Origin of the sequence: Bosea sp. AS-1 (assembly GCF_002220095.1) — a bacterium.
In the GTDB taxonomy this organism is placed as follows: Bacteria; Pseudomonadota; Alphaproteobacteria; order Rhizobiales; family Beijerinckiaceae; genus Allobosea.
Genome location: NZ_CP022372.1, coordinates 174,338 through 190,844 on the forward strand (window position 1 = coordinate 174,338; position 16,507 = coordinate 190,844).

The 16,507-nt window shown below is 66.4% G+C and carries 16 protein-coding genes; 7 read left to right on the plus strand and 9 right to left on the minus strand.

Annotated features, from left to right (window positions below; genetic code table 11):
- Positions 1 to 5: 5 nt before the first annotated feature.
- From murJ to hslV, 3 genes are read right to left on the minus strand one after another with little or no spacing between them, the layout of a single operon-like run.
- The gene (murJ, locus tag CE453_RS02475; RefSeq protein WP_089173150.1) at positions 6 to 1,580 is read right to left on the minus strand and encodes a murein biosynthesis integral membrane protein MurJ; all 1,575 of its coding nucleotides are present in this window, start codon (positions 1,578 to 1,580) and stop codon (positions 6 to 8) included.
- Positions 1,580 to 2,890 carry an ATP-dependent protease ATPase subunit HslU gene (hslU, locus tag CE453_RS02480; RefSeq protein WP_089173151.1) on the minus strand — a complete coding sequence of 437 codons (1,311 nt, stop codon included), beginning with the start codon at positions 2,888 to 2,890 and terminating at the stop codon, positions 1,580 to 1,582. Before hslU ends, murJ begins: the two co-directional genes overlap by 1 nt.
- Before the next feature lie 43 nt (positions 2,891 to 2,933).
- Positions 2,934 to 3,503 (minus strand): ATP-dependent protease subunit HslV, encoded by a 570-nt coding sequence (gene hslV, locus CE453_RS02485; protein ID WP_089173152.1) that lies wholly within the window; start codon positions 3,501 to 3,503, stop codon positions 2,934 to 2,936.
- A 377-nt stretch (positions 3,504 to 3,880) separates the two neighbouring features.
- On the opposite strand from hslV, the gene CE453_RS02490 reads away from it, so the two are divergent.
- Both CE453_RS02490 and CE453_RS02495 read left to right on the plus strand, forming a co-directional pair.
- Entirely contained in the window at positions 3,881 to 6,007 is a 2,127-nt protein-coding gene (locus tag CE453_RS02490; RefSeq protein ID WP_089173153.1) for a methyl-accepting chemotaxis protein, read from the plus strand.
- Positions 6,008 to 6,316: 309 nt separating this feature from the next.
- Complete coding sequence (locus CE453_RS02495; RefSeq protein WP_089173154.1) at positions 6,317 to 6,667, plus strand: Atu4866 domain-containing protein; 351 nt, start codon at positions 6,317 to 6,319, stop codon at positions 6,665 to 6,667.
- Between the two features lie 79 nt (positions 6,668 to 6,746).
- Here CE453_RS02495 and CE453_RS02500 read toward each other — a convergent pair whose 3' ends face one another.
- Complete coding sequence (locus CE453_RS02500) at positions 6,747 to 7,358, minus strand: NAD(P)-dependent oxidoreductase (protein WP_089173155.1); 612 nt, start codon at positions 7,356 to 7,358, stop codon at positions 6,747 to 6,749.
- A gap of 124 nt (positions 7,359 to 7,482) precedes the next feature.
- Between CE453_RS02500 and CE453_RS02505 the strand changes: the two genes are divergently transcribed.
- The 5 genes from CE453_RS02505 (at position 7,483) to CE453_RS02525 (ending at position 12,378) form a co-directional block, all read left to right on the plus strand.
- On the plus strand, positions 7,483 to 7,884 hold the full coding sequence (locus tag CE453_RS02505) for a winged helix-turn-helix transcriptional regulator (RefSeq protein WP_472840974.1): 402 nt from the start codon (positions 7,483 to 7,485) through the stop codon (positions 7,882 to 7,884).
- Positions 7,885 to 8,055: 171 nt separating this feature from the next.
- Positions 8,056 to 8,325: a 30S ribosomal protein S15 gene (gene rpsO / locus CE453_RS02510; protein ID WP_089173156.1), complete on the plus strand. Its 270-nt coding sequence runs from the start codon at positions 8,056 to 8,058 to the stop codon at positions 8,323 to 8,325.
- Between the two features lie 262 nt (positions 8,326 to 8,587).
- Positions 8,588 to 10,762 carry a polyribonucleotide nucleotidyltransferase gene (gene pnp / locus CE453_RS02515; protein WP_089173157.1) on the plus strand — a complete coding sequence of 725 codons (2,175 nt, stop codon included), beginning with the start codon at positions 8,588 to 8,590 and terminating at the stop codon, positions 10,760 to 10,762.
- A gap of 142 nt (positions 10,763 to 10,904) precedes the next feature.
- Entirely contained in the window at positions 10,905 to 11,669 is a 765-nt protein-coding gene (locus tag CE453_RS02520) for an alpha/beta fold hydrolase (protein WP_089173158.1), read from the plus strand.
- A gap of 73 nt (positions 11,670 to 11,742) precedes the next feature.
- Positions 11,743 to 12,378, plus strand: coding sequence for a pyridoxamine 5'-phosphate oxidase family protein (locus CE453_RS02525; RefSeq protein ID WP_089173159.1), 636 nt, complete (start codon positions 11,743 to 11,745; stop codon positions 12,376 to 12,378).
- A 79-nt stretch (positions 12,379 to 12,457) separates the two neighbouring features.
- Here the strand turns inward: CE453_RS02525 and CE453_RS02530 are convergent, their stop codons facing one another.
- From CE453_RS02530 to CE453_RS02550, 5 genes are all read right to left on the minus strand, one after another.
- Positions 12,458 to 13,456, minus strand: a complete 999-nt coding sequence (locus CE453_RS02530; protein ID WP_089177656.1) for an adenosine kinase — start codon at positions 13,454 to 13,456, stop codon at positions 12,458 to 12,460.
- A 78-nt stretch (positions 13,457 to 13,534) separates the two neighbouring features.
- Positions 13,535 to 13,912 carry a helix-turn-helix domain-containing protein gene (locus CE453_RS02535; RefSeq protein ID WP_089173160.1) on the minus strand — a complete coding sequence of 126 codons (378 nt, stop codon included), beginning with the start codon at positions 13,910 to 13,912 and terminating at the stop codon, positions 13,535 to 13,537.
- Positions 13,909 to 14,472 (minus strand): Smr/MutS family protein, encoded by a 564-nt coding sequence (locus CE453_RS02540; protein ID WP_089173161.1) that lies wholly within the window; start codon positions 14,470 to 14,472, stop codon positions 13,909 to 13,911. The genes CE453_RS02535 and CE453_RS02540 overlap by 4 nt, the downstream gene beginning before the upstream one ends.
- 1 nt (position 14,473) lies before the next feature.
- Entirely contained in the window at positions 14,474 to 15,643 is a 1,170-nt protein-coding gene (gene mltA / locus CE453_RS02545) for a murein transglycosylase A (protein WP_248307918.1), read from the minus strand.
- Positions 15,640 to 16,368 (minus strand): Tim44/TimA family putative adaptor protein, encoded by a 729-nt coding sequence (locus tag CE453_RS02550; protein ID WP_089173162.1) that lies wholly within the window; start codon positions 16,366 to 16,368, stop codon positions 15,640 to 15,642. The genes mltA and CE453_RS02550 overlap by 4 nt, the downstream gene beginning before the upstream one ends.
- Between the last annotated feature and the right edge of the window lie 139 nt (positions 16,369 to 16,507).

Sequence of the window (16,507 nt, forward strand, 5' to 3'; positions counted from 1 at the left end):
CTGGCTCAAGCCCGCCGCTTGCGCAAGGGGAGAGCGCCGAAGGCGCCCAGCATCGCGCCCACCGCAGCATAGACGACGAGCCCGCCGAGGCAGAGCAGCGCCAGCGCAGCGGCGCGATGCAACAGAGGCTGGTCGGCGGCGAGTGGCCCCGCCAATGCGCCGAGCAGCAGCGGCAGGGCGCCCAGCATGACCGCGCTCGCGGCAAGGCTGGCAGCGATAGGTCGCAGATTGCTCACGCTCGGGCGCCAGATGCCGTCCCGAACCAGCATGCCCCCGAGCATGACGGCCTGCACGACGAAAGCGAGCGTCGCGGCGATGGCCGCGATCTGCGCGGCGTTGCCGCCACCGGCCAACCCGAAGCCGACGAGCGCCGCCACCAGCAACGCCAGCCCCCCCGACAGCAAGGGCAGGCGTGGCAGGCGCCGCGCAAAATAGATCTGGCCAAAAACCTTTGCCGCGATGGCGAAAGGCAGGCCATAGCCAAAGGCCGCGAGCGCCGCGGCGGTGCGCACGCGATCCGCCGCCTCGAAGCGGCCATGCTCGAACAGCACCGAGACGATCGGATCGGCAAGAGCAACGAGCGCGGTGCCAGCCGGCAGAGCGAGCGCCAGGCCCAGCGCCAGCGACTGCCCCAACATCGCATCCGGGCCGTCATGGCCGGCGACGCTCGCCATGTCGGAGAGCACGACGGTGCCCATCGCCACGCCGACGAAGCCGAGCGGGAGCTGGAAGACGCGATCGGCGTAATAGAGCGCCGAAACGGCGCCGGGCTCCATCGAGGCGATCTGCGTCGCGACCAGCAGGACAAGCTGCGCCGCCGAGGCGGCGAGCAGGGTCGCGCCGCCGGTACGCAGCAGGCGGGTCATGTCGGATGACCAGCGCAGGCTCGGACGCGGCAGGCCGAGACCGCGGAGCGCCAGCAGGATCATCGCAAGATGCGCAAGGCCGGTGAGGCTGACGCCGATCGCGAGCCACTGTGCCGCAATCTCGGGCACCGTGCCGTAAATATGCAGCACCAGCAGCAGGACGAGCAGGATGGCGTTCATCAGGGCCGGCGCCAAAGCCGCGACGGCGAAGCGTCTTTCGGCATTGAGCAGCGCCGCGAGCAGCGCGGCCAGCGTCGTCAACAGCAGGAAAGGCAGCATCAATCGCGTATAGTACGCGGCAAAGTCCAGCGTCGCCGGCTCATCGGCAAAACCGCCGGCAAGACCGAGTACCAGCCAGGGCGCGAACAGTTCCCCCGCCACCACCAAAGCCAGAAGCAGGAAAGTCAGGTTGCCGGTCGCCTCGGCGGCGAAGCGGCGCGCCTCGACCTCGCCTCGTTCACGCGCAGTCGCGAGATAGAGCGGGACGAAGGGCGCATTGAGACCGCCTTCGCCGAGCACCCGGCGAACGAGGTTGGGCAATCGCAGCGCCGCGAGATAGGCATCCGCAACGGGCCCGCCGCCCAGCAGACGCGCGATCAGCACGTCGCGCGCGAAGCCGAGGAGGCGCGAGGCAATGGTCGCGGCGCCGACCACCGCCGAATCACGGGCAAGGCGGGAGGGCGGCTCCGATACCTGCTCCCCCGATTCGGCCATCAGAGGATGAACCGGCTCAGATCGGCGTTCTTGGCAAGGTCCCCGATGCGCGCCTCGACATAGGCCGCGTCGATCGTCACTGTCTCGCCGGAGCGGTCCGGCGCGGTGAAGGAGATCTCGTCGAGAATGCGCTCGATCACCGTCTGGAGCCGGCGCGCACCGATATTCTCGACGGTGGAGTTCACCTCGACGGCGATGCGGGCGATGGCATCGATCGCATCTGGCTTGAACGCGATCGCGACCTCCTCGGTCGCCATCAAGGCTACCGATTGCTTGATCAGGCTCGCTTCCGTCTCGGTCAGAATGCGCTTGAAATCCTCGACATCGAGCGGGTTGAGCTCGACGCGGATCGGCAGACGACCCTGCAGCTCGGGCAAAAGATCGGAGGGGCGCGAGACGTGGAAGGCGCCCGAGGCGATGAACAGGATATGGTCGCTCTTCACCGCACCGTGCTTGGTCGCAACGGTCGTGCCCTCGATCAGCGGCAGCAAATCGCGCTGCACGCCTTCGCGCGAGACATCGGCGCCGCCCTTGCCCTCGCGGGCGCAGATCTTGTCGATCTCGTCGAGGAAGACGATGCCGTTCTCCTCGACCTCGCGGATCGCCGCCTGGACGATGGCTTCCTGGTCGATCAGCTTGTCGCTTTCCTCAGCCAGAAGCGGCGCATGCGCATCCTTGACCAGCATGCGCTTGGGCTTGCCCTTCTGGCCGAAAGCCTTGCCGAACATGTCGGACAGGTTGATCGCGCCGATCGACGCGCCCGGCATGCCCGGCACCTCGAACATCGGTGCGGCCGCTCCGGCACCAGCCGCCACCTCGACCTCGATTTCCTTGTCGTCGAGCTCGTTGTTGCGCAGCTTGCGGCGGAAGGACTCACGCGTCGCCTGACTGGAATTCGCTCCGACGAGGGCATCGAGCACACGCTCCTCGGCCGCGAGCTGGGCCTTGGCCTCGACGTCCTTGCGCCGGCTCTCGCGCACCAGCGCGATCGCGATCTCGAGCAGGTCGCGCACGATCGATTCGACGTCGCGGCCGACATAACCGACCTCGGTGAACTTGGTGGCCTCGACCTTGAGGAAGGGCGCATTCGCCAGCTTGGCGAGGCGCCGCGCGATCTCGGTCTTGCCGCAGCCGGTCGGCCCGATCATCAGGATGTTCTTGGGCGAGACCTCCTCACGCAGCGGGCCTTCGAGCTGCTGGCGGCGCCAGCGGTTGCGCAGCGCGATGGCGACGGCGCGCTTGGCGTCCTTCTGGCCAACGATGAAACGGTCGAGCTCGGAAACGATCTCGCGGGGGGAAAAGCTGGTCATTGCAGAGGATGCATCCAGGTGAAGTGAGCAGCGGCGAGGGCGGTCACGCCGCCTCGAGCGTCTCGATGACGAGGCTGTGATTGGTATAGACGCAGATGTCGCCGGCGATCTTCATCGCCTTGCGCACGATCGCCTCGGCATCGGGCTCGACATCGATCAGGGCACGCGCCGCCGAAAGCGCGTAGTTGCCGCCGGAGCCGATCGCCATCACCGCGCCATGCTCGCTGGCCTCCGGCTCCAGCACGTCGCCCGTGCCCGAGATCAGCAGGGAGACCTCCTTGTCGGCGACGAGCAGCATCGCCTCGAGCCGGCGCAGATAGCGGTCGGTGCGCCAGTCCTTGGCGAGCTCGACGCAGGCCCGTAGCAGCTGCGTCGGATACTGCTCCAGCTTGCTCTCCAGCCGCTCGAACAGGGTGAAGGCATCGGCGGTGGCGCCGGCGAAGCCTGCGATCACCTGTCCCTTGGCGAGACGGCGCACCTTCCTGGCGTTGCCCTTCATGATCGTCTGGCCGAGCGAGACCTGGCCGTCGCCGCCGATGACGACGCGGCCGCCCTTGCGCACCATCAGGATGGTGGTGGCGTGCATGACAGGGGCATTGCTGGATTCGGACATGGGAAACGGAAACCGGGATCTCGACTGCGGAAGACCCAACATGTTCAGGCAAGGCCCCGCGATCAAGGGGGAGGTAGCGTTACTCCGTGTTGGACCGGCATTGGCTCGGCCGCGAGCGTGACGCGATGATCCCCAGCGGCAGGTTGCCGGATGGCAGAGGGATCGACCGATACAAGTGCAGATACGACGCGCCCTTGTCTCTGCACACGACATGGACGAGATGACGTTGAGTCATATTCAATCGACTTCGATCGACAACGCTCGAATTCTACGTCAGCGCAGCGTGCGCCTCTTAAGCAGATTTTTATGATCGCTGGCAAAAGGTCGTCTGGTTGAAACGGCTTTCTCGTTCAGGAAGCCGCCCCGGGACCATCATCATGAAATCCATTCGCCTGAAGATCCTCGCCATGCTCGCCATCGTCGCGGGCGGCGCCATCATGTCTGCGATCATCAGTCTCTATGGCCTGCACAGGGCCGACGACCTGAACACGCGCTCCGAGATCCAGGGGAATGTCGCGCTGCTGACCCAGCGGATCAACGGCCTCGTGACTGCCGTCGTGATGGATTCGCGCGGCATCTACATGGCCAAGAATTCCCAGGAGGCGGAGCCTTTCGCCAAGGGCGTCGAAGACCGCTTTCCGGCCCTGCGTACATTCGTAGCCGATCTGCAGAAGATCGCGCCGACCGAGCAGCGCGACACCGTCGACCGGATCGCCAAGGCGGTCGAGGACTTCATCACCTTCCGGGGCGAAACCGTCCGCCTTGGCCGCAGCGTGTCGCCCGCGGCCGCGAACGCCCAAGGCAACAACGAGCAGAACCGCGCCAACCGCAAGGCGCTGAACGACCTGCTCATCGGCTTCAGCCAGGCCACCGAGAAAGCGGGCATCCTCGTCGGAGACGAGGCGACCGCCTTCACCCGCCAGGTCCAGTGGGTCCTGCCGCTCGTCCTGCTGGCAACCCTCGTCATTTCCGCCGGCGTCGCCCTGGTCTTCGCCCAGCGCTCGATCACCCGCCCGCTCCTCGACCTCAGCACCGTCATGGAAAAGCTGACCGCTGGCGACACCAGGATCGACGTCCCGCATTCCGAGCGCCCCGACGAGATCGGAGCCATGGCACGAGCCGTCGCGGTGCTGCGCCAGAGCACGGAGCAGGTCGCGTTGCTGCAGGAACAGGAACGCGCCTCGGCAGCGGCGCGGCTGGCGCGGGCGCAGTCGATGGAGGCCGTGGTCTCGGACGTCGGCGAGGTGGTCGCGGCGGCTGCCGCCGGTGATTTCTCAGCCCGGCTGCAGATCGATGGTGCCGACGAGCAGATGCAGCGATTGGTCACGGGCCTCAACGAGATCAACGCGGTCGTCGATTCAGCGACGACTGAGTTCGCGCAGGCCTTGAAGGCGATCGCTGGCGGCGACCTGACAAATCGGGTCGAGACTGCCTATCGCGGCCGCTTCGCCGATCTGAAGGGGGCCATCAACGAGACCGTCGATCGCCTCTCCGACACGGTCGCCACCATCCAGACCACTTCGGCCGATGTCGGCCTCGCCGCCCGCGAGATCAACATGGGCGCCGAGGATCTCTCGAAGCGAACCGAGGAACAGGCTTCCTCGCTCGAGGAGACCGCGGCGACCACCGAGGAGCTCGCCGCCTCCGTCAAGGCCTCGGCCCAGGCCTCGAAGGATGCCGCGCGCATCGCCACCGATGCGATGGAGGCCGCCGAGAGCGGCGGCGCCATCGCCAGCCAGGCTGTCGAGGCCATGGCCCGCATCGAAGCGGCCTCGCAGAAGATCTCCGACATCATCCGCGTCATCGACGACATCGCCTTTCAGACCAACCTGCTCGCTCTCAACGCCGCGGTGGAAGCGGCCCGCGCCGGCGAGGCCGGCAAGGGCTTTGCCGTCGTCGCCTCCGAGGTGCGCACGCTCGCCCAGCGCTCGGGCGAGGCGGCCAAGGACATCTCCGGGCTGATTTCCTCCTCGAACACCGAAGTCGGCGCAGGCGTGAAGCTCGTGCGCCAGGCCGGCGACCAGCTCGCGCGCATCCTCGAAGCCTCACAGAAGGTCGCCGCCACCATCGCCGATATCTCGGCGGCTTCGGGCGAACAGGCCAACGGCATCGATGAAATGAGCCAGGCGGTGGCGCATCTCGACGAGATGACGCAGCAGAACGCGGCCCTGGCCGAACAGAGCGCAGCCTCCGCCAATGCGCTCTCCGGGCGCATCGGCCAGCTCAACGATCTCGTTGCGACCTTCCGGACCGGCCGCGAGGCTGTCGGGCAGACGGGCTATCCGCAGGTCCTCCCGTCCTCCCCCGCGCGGCCAACCAAGGCGTCGCGCCCTGCGATCCGCCCGGCTCCCGCGGCAGCGGCCACCACCCCCGCGGCGGGCGATTCCGAGCCGGAGCGCCTGCGCCAGCTGGCTGAAGCCGCCTTCGTCCAGTCCAGGGCGGCCCCCGCACCCCGCAAGGTCGCCAATGGCCGTGCTCAGGATACCGGGTGGGAGGAGTTCTAGAGGGGGCATCTTCGCTTCTCCTCTCCGCCACATATCCTAACGGCGCCGAAAGGCGCCGTTCGCGATTCCCAGGCTCGCCCGCCTCGATTCCGCGCAAAATCCCGATCTTCCACCTCTTGCAATGAGGCAGCCGGCCCCTATCTACGGAACAGCGCCGCCACAGTCGTGCCCAGCAGGCGCCACCATCGACAGACATCTTCGTGAGACTTCGACTTTGCGGACGCCGCAAGCGTGCGTGACCGTCGTCGCCCCCCTGTTCCGTCCCGAGGGCGGCCGCAGGGCTCTCTTCACTTCAGGGAGACCGGACCCATGCAGATCAGCCAGGTTCTTCAGGCTCTCGGCCAGTTCGCTACCGGCATTGCGCCGCGCAGCCGCGCCATTCGCCCGCTCGAGATCGATCTCGACGGAGCCGATGCTCCTTCCCCCTTCGAGCAGGCCGCCATCGGCAGCTGGAAGACGGAAGATGGCGCCATCCTCATCGACCTGACGCCGGACGGCCGCTTCCACAAGCAGAAGCCGGAGGTCGGCGCCCGGCACAGCGGTCGCTATGCCGTCGACCGTTCGAAACTCTATTTCGAGGGCGAATCCGGCTGGGTCGCGCTCGGCAAACTCAAGCGCGGTACACTCAGTATCGGCGAGAAGCGCTTCCGCAAGGCATGAGAGCGCATTGGACATGAACAAGGGCCGCGCCTCCGCAAGAGGCGCGGCCCTTTTGTTTGCTCTGCGGTCTGCCAGGCCGTCAGTAGCCGACCGTGAAACGACGACGGCTATGAGCCGGCTTTTCCAGCTCGTCGATCAGCGCCACGGCATAGTCCTCAGCGGAAATCGTGCTCTTGCCCTTGTCGTCGACCAGGAGCTGGTCGTCACCGAGCCGGAACTTGCCCGTGCGCTCGCCCGGCTGAATCAGGGCCGAGGGCGAAAGGAAGGTCCAGTCGAGGGTCGGTTCCCGCTTCAGCAGATCGAGGAAGACGCCGCCCTTCTTCGCTTCGTCGAGATAGATGGTCGGGAATTCCGGGGTGTCGAAGAGCTTCACCCCCGGCGCGACTTCGAGGCTGCCCGCACCGCCGACGACGAGATAGCGCTTCACGCCGGATTGCTTCACCGTGGCGAGCAGGGCCTCCGGGTCGCTTGCGGTGAAATGCACGGCGCTGATCGCCGTGTCATGGCCGGCCAGCAGCTTGGCCAGTCCGTCCTTGTCGAAGATGTCGCCCTTCACCGCCGTGACGCCCGGCAAGGATGCCACCTTCTCCGGATTGCGGACGATGGCGGTAACGATGTGGCCGCGGGAGGCCAGTTCGGCCAGCAGGCGCGAACCGATGAATCCACTGGCGCCGATCAATGCGACTTTCATGACATGGGCTCCTGATTTAGGTATATTTTTGATACCTGCATTCCAATGGAACCTATCTGACCATGTCGGACTGCCCCGTAAAGAAGGCACTTTCGGGCGACATGGTCACCTCATGGAAACCGCCATGCTGAAACGCCCCGACCCTTTCCAGGCTCTCTGCCCGACGCGGCGCGTGCTCGACCGCATCGGCGATACCTGGGCCGTGTTGATTCTGATCGCGCTCGATGGGGGGACGCTGCGCTTCAACCAGCTGCGGCGCAGGATCGAGAACATATCGCAGAAGATGCTGTCGCAGACGCTGAAAAGCCTCGAACGCGACGGACTGGTCCAGCGCGAGGTGTTCCCGACGGTACCGGTGACGGTCGAATATTCCCTGACCGGGCTCGGGCGCACGCTCTCGCAGACGGTGCATCAGCTCACGCTCTGGGCCGAGGCTCATATCGGCGAGATCCAGGCCGCGCAGCAGCGCTACGATCATGGCACGGCCCCGGTGGAATCGCCCATAGTATCGCCGGCCGGCCGCTGACATGCGGTAGCGCTGGCGTTTCCACCAATTTCGTGTATATGCCCCGGCATCCGGACCGAAAAAGCCGGCTGCGCGACCCCTCCGCGATGAGGCGGCTCGCGGATTTCGGACCTCGCTGGACGACATCCCGGCCAGGCCCGCCAGATCAACCCGAGACAAAAGGATATCCCGATGTCGATCACTGCCGAACGCAAGACCGAGCTGCTGAAGGAATACGCCACCAAGCCGAACGACACCGGCTCGCCGGAAGTTCAGGTCGCGATCCTGACCGAGCGCATCAACAACCTCACCGGCCACTTCAAGTCGCATGCGAAGGACAACCATTCGCGCCGCGGCCTGCTCAAGCTGGTCTCGCAGCGCCGTTCGCTGCTCGACTACCTCAAGGGCAAGGAAGAGGCCCGCTACAAGACGCTGATCGAACGGCTCGGCATCCGCCGCTGATCGAAGGCTGAAAACCGTTTCCGCCCGGTGCGCCACGCTCCGGGCGGCTCCTTTTCGGGCGAGGCCGCCAGGGGCGGATCGCCTGACTGCCGCGGCGGCCGCATGGGGCGGCCCTCCCGCGTGACCCGCCGGGCGCCGCAGACGTCCATGGCAGGATCGCCGAGCGCTCGGGCGCCAACCTCGCACAACCCGAGCTTTCCGCCGTCTTGCCCATGGGCCTGAAGGCACCGGACGGGTCGAACCCGACCGAAAGACGAAAAACATGTTCGACATCCAAACCGAAGAACTGATCTGGGGCGGCCGCAAGCTCGTCCTCGAAACCGGCAAGGTCGCCCGCCAGGCCGACGGCGCCGTGATGGCCACCTATGGCGAGACCGTCGTGCTCGCCACTGTCGTCTCGGCCAAGGAGCCGAAGCCCGGCTTCGACTTCTTCCCGCTGACCGTCAATTACCAGGAAAAGACCTTCGCCGCCGGCCGCATCCCGGGCGGCTATTTCAAGCGCGAGGGGCGCCCGAGCGAGAAGGAGACGCTGGTCTCCCGCCTGATCGACCGTCCGATCCGCCCGCTCTTCGTCGAAGGCTACAAGAACGACACGCAGGTCGTCGTCACCGTGCTCCAGCATGACCTGGAGAACGACCCCGACATCCTCGCGATGGTCGCCACCTCGGCGGCGCTGACCCTCTCCGGTGTGCCCTTCATGGGCCCGATCGGCGCTGCTCGCGTCGGCTATATCGACGGCGCCTACAAGCTGAACCCGACGATCGAAGAGGCTAAGGAATCGGTTCTCGACCTCGTCGTCGCCGGCACCCAGGACGCCGTGATGATGGTCGAGTCGGAGGCGAAGGAGCTCTCCGAGGAGATCATGCTCGGTGCCGTGATGTTCGGCCACAAGCATTTCCAGCCGGTCATCGACGCGATCATCCGCCTGGCCGAAAAGGCCGCCAAGGAGCCGCGCGAGTTCAACCCGCCGGATGATTCCGCCATCCTCGACGCGATCATGAAGGTCGGTGAAGCGGATCTGCGCGCCGCCTACAAGATCACCGCCAAGGCCGAGCGCTACAAGGCCGTCGACGCCGTCAAGGCCAAGGTCGTCGCCGCGCTTGTCTCGGAGACGCCGGACGGCGTCGCCACCTTCCCGAAGGACAAGGTCGGCGCACAGTTCAAGGAAGCGCAGGCCAAGATCGTGCGCTGGAACATCCTGGACGACGGCATCCGCATCGACGGCCGCGACGGCAAGACCGTGCGCCCGATCGTGGCCCAGGCCGGCGTCCTGCCGCGCACCCACGGCTCGGCCCTGTTCACCCGTGGCGAGACGCAGGCGCTGGTCGTAACCACGCTCGGCACCGGTGACGACGAGCAGTTCATCGACTCGCTGGAAGGCACCTACAAGGAAACCTTCCTGCTGCACTACAACTTCCCGCCCTACTCCGTCGGCGAGACCGGCCGCATGGGTTCACCCGGCCGCCGCGAGATCGGCCATGGCAAGCTCGCCTGGCGCGCCATCCACCCGATGCTGCCGGGCAAGGGCGAGTTCCCCTACACGCTGCGCGTCGTCTCGGAGATCACCGAGTCGAACGGCTCCTCCTCGATGGCCACCGTCTGCGGCACCTCGCTGGCGCTGATGGATGCCGGCGTGCCGCTGCGCGCGCCGGTCGCGGGCATCGCCATGGGCCTGATCCTCGAGGGTGAGCGCTTCGCCGTGCTCTCCGACATCCTCGGCGACGAGGACCATCTCGGCGACATGGACTTCAAGGTGGCCGGCACGGGCGAGGGCATCACCTCGCTGCAGATGGACATCAAGATCGCCGGCATCACCGAGGAGATCATGAAGGTCGCCCTCGACCAGGCCAAGGGCGGTCGCGAGCACATCCTCGGCGAGATGGCCAAGGCGCTCTCCGCCTCGCGCAGCCAGCTCGGCGAGTTCGCGCCGCGCATCGAGACGATGAAGATCCCGGTCGACAAGATCCGCGAAGTCATCGGCTCCGGCGGCAAGGTCATCCGCGAGATCGTCGAGAAGACCGGCGCCAAGGTGAATATCGAGGATGACGGCACCATCAAGATCGCCTCGGCCGACGGCAAGTCAATCGAAGCGGCGATCAAGTGGATCAAGTCGATCGTCTCCGAGCCGGAGACCGGCACGATCTATGACGGCACCGTCGTCAAGATCATGGAGTTCGGCGCCTTCGTGAACTTCTTCGGCGCCAAGGACGGCCTCGTCCACATCTCCGAGCTCGCCCCCAAGCGCGTCCAGAAGGTCCAGGACGTCGTCAAGGAAGGCGACAAGGTCAAGGTGAAGTTCCTCGGCATGGACGAGCGCGGCAAGATCCGCCTCTCGATGAAGGTCGTCGACCAGACCACCGGCGAAGACATCACCGAAAAGCTGAAGGCCGAGCGTGAGGCTGAGAAGTCCCGCGAGAAGCAGGCGGCCGGCGAGTAATCGTCCAAGCGGATTCACGTGAAACGAGACGCCCCGCATCGACCGATGCGGGGTGTTTTGCTTTTCGACACCTCGGCTGCTGACATGGCCGCGCCAGCTTGGGACTAGTTTTCCCACCTCCGGGAAGCATTCGAGGCAGCCGATGAAATCATTCCCCGTTCCCGGAACCGACAGCCGGCTGCGCTATCACGATCTCCCGGGCAGTGGGACGCCTCTCGTGCTCCTGCATGGGCTGGGTTGCGCATCCTCCTGCGACTACCCCACTGTCGCTGCCGATGCCGCTCTGCGCGGGCGGCGCATGCTGCTGATCGATCTTCTCGGATCCGGCTTCAGCGACCGGCCGGAAGCCTTCGGCTATACGATCGACGATCATGCCCGCAGCATCGTCGCGCTGGTCGAGGCGCTGGGCCTGCCGCAGGTCGACCTCTTCGGTCACAGCATGGGCGGAACCGTCGCCATCGTCGCCGCGACGATGCTGGGCGCGTGCCTGGGCAGGCTCGTCGTTGGCGAACCGAATCTGGATCCCGGCGGCGGCGTATTCAGCCGCCGCATCGCGGTGATGGCCGAAACGGATTATCGCGCGGGCGGCCAGGATGAAGTGATCCGGGCCAGCAAGGCGGAGGGGAACGATATCTGGGCCACTTCCCTCGCCCGCACCGCACCTTATGCGGTTCACCGGACCGCCTGCTCGCTGGTCGCGGGCAGCGAGCCGACATGGCGGAGCATGCTCATCGCCCTTCCCGTGCCACGCCGGCTGATCGTCGGAGAATGGTCGCTGCCCTACGATGATGCGCTCGGCCTCCCCGAGGCCGGTGTCGATCTCGTCACGGTGGCGCGGGCCGGACATTCCATCCCCTGGGACAATCCGGCTGGCCTGGCAGAGGCGATCGCCGGAGCTTTGGGTTGAGGGGCAGGGTCCAAGCAGCGGATGACGCGGCCTTCTTAATAGTCTAGACTTATGCCGCCCCATGGAGACCGGCATGTCCGACCACCGTATCGCCTCGCTCGACGATCTCGCTCGCGCCTATCCCAATCCCGTCGCTCCCGCCTCGATCTTCAAGGAGATCGACCATGTCGACGAGAATTATGCAGCGCTGATCGCCGCCTCACCGTTTTTCGTGCTCGCGACGGTTGGTCCGGGGGGACTGGATTGTTCACCGCGCGGGGATTTGCCGGGCTTTGTCACGGTCCGGGACGCGAAAACGCTCCTGATTCCCGACCGAAAAGGCAATAACAGGCTGGATTCGTTGAAGAATATCCTGTTCGACGATCGAATCGGAATGCTCTTCCTGATCCCCGGTTGCGGCGAGACCCTGCGCGTGAACGGACGCGCCGAGGTTTCCTGCGATCCTGGGTTGTGTGCCAGGTTCGAGATGGGCGGGAAGCTGCCGGCAAGCGTGATGATCGTCCATGTCGAGGCGGTCTACTTCCAGTGCTCGCGCGCGGTGGTAAGGGCGGAGCTCTGGAACCCGCAGCGGCAGGTCGAGCGGCACAGCCTTCCTTCCGCCGGCACCATCCTGCGCGACATCACCGCGCGCAATGCCGCGGTCGAGACCTTCGATGGCAAGAGCTACGACGAGGCGCTGCCCGCGCGGGTCAAGGCGACACTGTATTGAGAGAAAGAGAAAGGGCCGCGCGAGCGGCCCTTTCCTGATCCGTCCACGATGCAGGCAACATCCCAAGGGGACGGGACAATCACAGCAGTCCTTCGTTGCCCGCCAGCGTCTTCAGGTTGACATCCGGCCGGGCGCCGAGGTGGGAGATGATCTCGGCCGCCGCCAGCGCGCCGAGACGCAGGGAATCGCGCGTCTCGCGGCCCGAGGTCAGCCCATAGAGGAAGCCCGCGGCAAAAAGGTCGCCGGCGCCGGTCGCATCGACGACGCGTTCGACCGGGAAGACCGGCTCCTCGACGATGCCGTCCGGCGTCACCGCCAGCGCGCCCTTCTCCGAGCGTGTGACCACGGCGAGGATGTTCTCGGAGCGCAGCCAGGACAGGGCCGTGTCGAAATCCGCCGTCTGGTAGAGGCTCTTCAGCTCGTGCTCGTTGGCGAAGACGAGGTCGACCATGCGATTGCGGACCAGACCGAGGAATTCGTCGCGGTAGCGGTCGACGCAGAAGGAATCCGAGAGGGTGATGGCGACGCGCCCGCCAGCCTTGTGAGCGATCTCGGAGGCCTTGCGGAAGGCTTCCTTCGCCGCCGGCGGATCCCAGAGATAGCCTTCGAGATAGACGATGTCGGCGCTCTCGACAGCCTTCTCGTCGACATCGGCGACCGAGAGACCCTGGCAGGCGCCGAGATAGGTGTTCATCGTGCGCTCGCCGTCTGGTGTGACGATGATGAAGGAACGGGCGGTCGCCGGGCCGTCCATCGCATCGGCCGTGCCGAAGGCGACGCCCAGGGAGGTCAGGTCGTGCCGGTAGAGCTTGCCGAGCTCGTCGCCCCTGACCTTGCCGATGAAGGCGCCCTTGCCGCCGAAGGAGGCGAGGCCGGCGATGGTATTGGCGGCCGAGCCGCCGGAAATGATGCGGGCCGGGCCCATGGCGGCGTAGAGCGACTCGGCGCGCTCCTCGTCGATCAGCATCATCGCACCCTTGGTCAGCTTCTGCGCGGCGAGGAAATCCTCCTCTGCCGAGGCGAGAACATCGACGATGGCGTTGCCGAGGGCGAGAACGTCCGTGCGGGTGCTGGTCATGGATGGATCCGGATTGATGCGGGGCTGGATGGCCGAAAAGGGGAAGTGGCGGCCGTGTCGCATCCGCCCGGTTTCGGGTCAAGCCGGCGGCTCGCGGCGGCTGGCTGCCTCATCGAGGATTCCGCCGAGGCGGCGCAGATCCTCGGCATCGAGCGTGTCGATCTCCCGGGCGAGGCGATTGGCGAACAGCGTTGCCTCCGCGTCCAGCCCGGCCGTATCGACCGTGACGCGCGGATGGGAGAGATCGGCCAGGCGGACGAGTTCGTCGGCCTCGTCCCAGATGATGCCGAGAAGATGGATCGTGCCCTGGATCAGCGTGAAGGTCGGGCGGCCACGCTTGCCGTGCTCGAGCGCCGAGAGATAGGCGGGCGTGACGCCGAGCCCCTCGGCCATCTGCGCGAGCGTGATGCCGCGCTTCTCGCGAAGCTCGCGCACACGCCGGCCGAAGGGCGTCACGGTCCATGCTCCCTGAGACGCCTCAGGCGGACATAAAGCGCTCCGGAACCGCCATGGCGCTGCTCGGCCTCCTCGAAGCCCAGCACCAGCGGGCGCAGTTCGGACAGCCTCAACCAATGCGGCACCATGCGGCGCAGGACACCGCGCTCCTCGCCGAAAAGGGCCGGAGCCGGTCCGCCCTTTCCCGTGACGACGAGACAGATGCGCGTGCCGCGCGCCTGCTCCCGACGCAGAAAGCCACGCAGCGCCAGATGCGCCTCGTCCTGGCGCATGCCGTGCAGGTCGATCGAGGCCTCGATACCTTGCTGCCCACGCCGGAGCTGGGTGCGCAAGCGACGCTCGATCGGGGCCAGCGGCGGGGCGCTCGGCGGCACGGCTTTGGCCACCGTTGCAGCCGCAACGACAAGGATGGAGGTTTCCGTCGCAGCGGGTGCCGCGGGCGGCGGAGGCGGCTCGGGCTCGAGCGGCGCCCGGCCCGGCAACGGCTTGACGGAGCGCGCCACCTGTCGCCAGAGCGCGATATCGGCTTCGCTCAGCGTCCTGCCCCTGCGCGACCGCATCTCAACGCGGCCAAAGCACAGTGAAAGAAACCGGATGCCGGATCAGCCCGGCGCGGTGCCCAGCGGCTGAACCGGAACCGACGAAAAGATCCATCCGGGCAGGGCCAAGGATGGCGGAGCCGGTATCCTGCGCGACCATCAGCCGCGCCAGATGCTCATCACTGCCCGCCCCGTCGGGGATGGTCGCGTCGATCCAGACCGGCAGCCCATAAGGCCAGGCATTGCGATCGATGGCGATGCTGCGCAGCGGTGTCAGCGGCAATCCGGCGCCTCCGATCGGCCCGGCTTCGGCGGGCAGGTCGTCGCGGCGGGTGAAGAAAACGAAGGAACGGTTGAGGCGGATGAGGTCGCGCGCGAAAGCGGGATCCGCCTTCAGCCGCGCGACGAGCCTATCCATGGTCATCTGCGCTGGCGGGATGTTCTCGCGCTGGCTCAACACGCGGCCGAGAGAGGTATAGGGCAGGCCGTTACGACCGGAATAGACCAGACGTGTCACCGAGCCGTCGGGCAGCCGCACCCGGCCCGAGCCCTGCACCTGCAGCACGAAACGATCGACGGGGTCGCGCAGCCAGAGGACTTCCAGCCCCTGACCGTCGAGCGCGCCGGTCTCGATCGCGGCGCGATCCGGAAAGGGCTCGAGGCCCTTGTCGGTGCTCCGCGCGGCGGAAAGCGTCTTGTCGAGGCCCGGCCAATCATCATCGGGCTGGCGGGTGACCAAATCCTTCGGGCGATCGTAGAGTGGTGTCGGAAAAGCCTCGGAGCGCGTCAGCGCGCCTTCGAACTCCGGCTCGAAATAGCCGGTCATGAAGCCGGTTTCCGCATCGGCGGGGCGGATGCGCCAGAAGCTGAAATTCTGCTCGAAGAAGCTACGGGCCTGCTCCGCACTCACGGAGCCGGTGGCAGCGAGGGCCTTCGCCTTGCCACACGCGGCCTCGAGCACATCCGGCAGGGCAACCGCCTGGCGAAGCGGCGGATCGGCCATGCAGCCCCGTGCGAAGATGGCGAAGGCCTTGCCCTGGTCGTCCTGCCGCCAGCCGGCGATGACGTCGGGCGAGAGCGGTTCGGCGCGGGCGCCATCCGGCAGCGGAAAGGGCGGCGTGGCCATGGCCGTCATCGAAGCAAGAGAGGTGGCCGCGACCAGCACGAGCGCAGCCGCGGCACGACGAATCACGCTCCGGCTTCGGTGGCGACGAGCAGCCAGTTGGGATCCCTGCTGCCGAGCTGGCGCGAGAAGGTCCAGATGTCGTTGACCTCCGAGACCTGATCGGCGCTGCCGTCGACGACATTGCCTTGAGCGTCGCGCGTCACACTGATCAGTTGCGAGACGAACGCCACGGTGATCTGCGCCGTCTTGCCCTTGACGTCGACGGCGGTCAGATCCGCCTTGTCGATCGAGACGAAGTTCGACTCGGCCTTCTCTCCGCGCTTCTCGCGGTCGGTGATCGCCTGTTCGAAGCCTTCATAGACTTCCTTGGCGAGCAGGCCCTTCAGCATCTTGCGATCGCCGCGGGCAAAGGCCGTGACGATGGTCTCGTAGGCCGATTTGGCGCCGCTCACGAAGGCCTGCGGATCGAAATCCGGCTCCAGGCGAATGATCGCCTCAATGCCTTTCCCGACGGGAGAATCGGGAGCAGCAATGTCCTTCCAGCGCTCGGCATCCGGCACCGGAGCCGCAGCGGGATCATTGGCCGCACCCGGCAGGCGGATGACATTGTCGCGCTTGTCCGGCGACTGCGCCTGATCCGGACGCATCGGCGGCGTCTCGCGCCTGATGAACGGATCCTTCGGCGGCTGCTCGTGTCCGGTCTTCTGACCGAGAACCGAGCGCAGCTTCCAGGCGACGAAAACGGCCAGAGCCAAGAAGACCAGAGTCGTAATGTCGAAGGAATTTTGCATCGAAGGCTGACCCGCGGCTCCCCGTTCTTGTCATGGCCCAGACTGCCGCCAGATCGCCGGCAGCAGGCCGTCACCACCGTCATATGGTGAGACAGGCTCGTAACATCCACCCCCGGCGTTGTGAAGGCGAGTTCTTGTG

Excerpts from the sequence above, each read along its gene's own strand:
- murJ (WP_089173150.1), bottom strand. The coding sequence starts at position 1,580 with ATGGCCGAATCGGGGGAGCAGGTATCGGAGCCGCCCTCCCGCCTTGCC.
- hslU (WP_089173151.1), bottom strand. The coding sequence starts at position 2,890 with ATGACCAGCTTTTCCCCCCGCGAGATCGTTTCCGAGCTCGACCGTTTC.
- hslV (WP_089173152.1), bottom strand. The coding sequence starts at position 3,503 with ATGTCCGAATCCAGCAATGCCCCTGTCATGCACGCCACCACCATCCTG.
- CE453_RS02490 (WP_089173153.1), top strand. The coding sequence starts at position 3,881 with ATGAAATCCATTCGCCTGAAGATCCTCGCCATGCTCGCCATCGTCGCG.
- CE453_RS02495 (WP_089173154.1), top strand. The coding sequence starts at position 6,317 with ATGCAGATCAGCCAGGTTCTTCAGGCTCTCGGCCAGTTCGCTACCGGC.
- CE453_RS02500 (WP_089173155.1), bottom strand. The coding sequence starts at position 7,358 with ATGAAAGTCGCATTGATCGGCGCCAGTGGATTCATCGGTTCGCGCCTG.
- CE453_RS02505 (WP_472840974.1), top strand. The coding sequence starts at position 7,483 with ATGCTGAAACGCCCCGACCCTTTCCAGGCTCTCTGCCCGACGCGGCGC.
- rpsO (WP_089173156.1), top strand. The coding sequence starts at position 8,056 with ATGTCGATCACTGCCGAACGCAAGACCGAGCTGCTGAAGGAATACGCC.
- pnp (WP_089173157.1), top strand. The coding sequence starts at position 8,588 with ATGTTCGACATCCAAACCGAAGAACTGATCTGGGGCGGCCGCAAGCTC.
- CE453_RS02520 (WP_089173158.1), top strand. The coding sequence starts at position 10,905 with ATGAAATCATTCCCCGTTCCCGGAACCGACAGCCGGCTGCGCTATCAC.
- CE453_RS02525 (WP_089173159.1), top strand. The coding sequence starts at position 11,743 with ATGTCCGACCACCGTATCGCCTCGCTCGACGATCTCGCTCGCGCCTAT.
- CE453_RS02530 (WP_089177656.1), bottom strand. The coding sequence starts at position 13,456 with ATGACCAGCACCCGCACGGACGTTCTCGCCCTCGGCAACGCCATCGTC.
- CE453_RS02540 (WP_089173161.1), bottom strand. The coding sequence starts at position 14,472 with ATGCGGTCGCGCAGGGGCAGGACGCTGAGCGAAGCCGATATCGCGCTC.
- CE453_RS02550 (WP_089173162.1), bottom strand. The coding sequence starts at position 16,368 with ATGCAAAATTCCTTCGACATTACGACTCTGGTCTTCTTGGCTCTGGCC.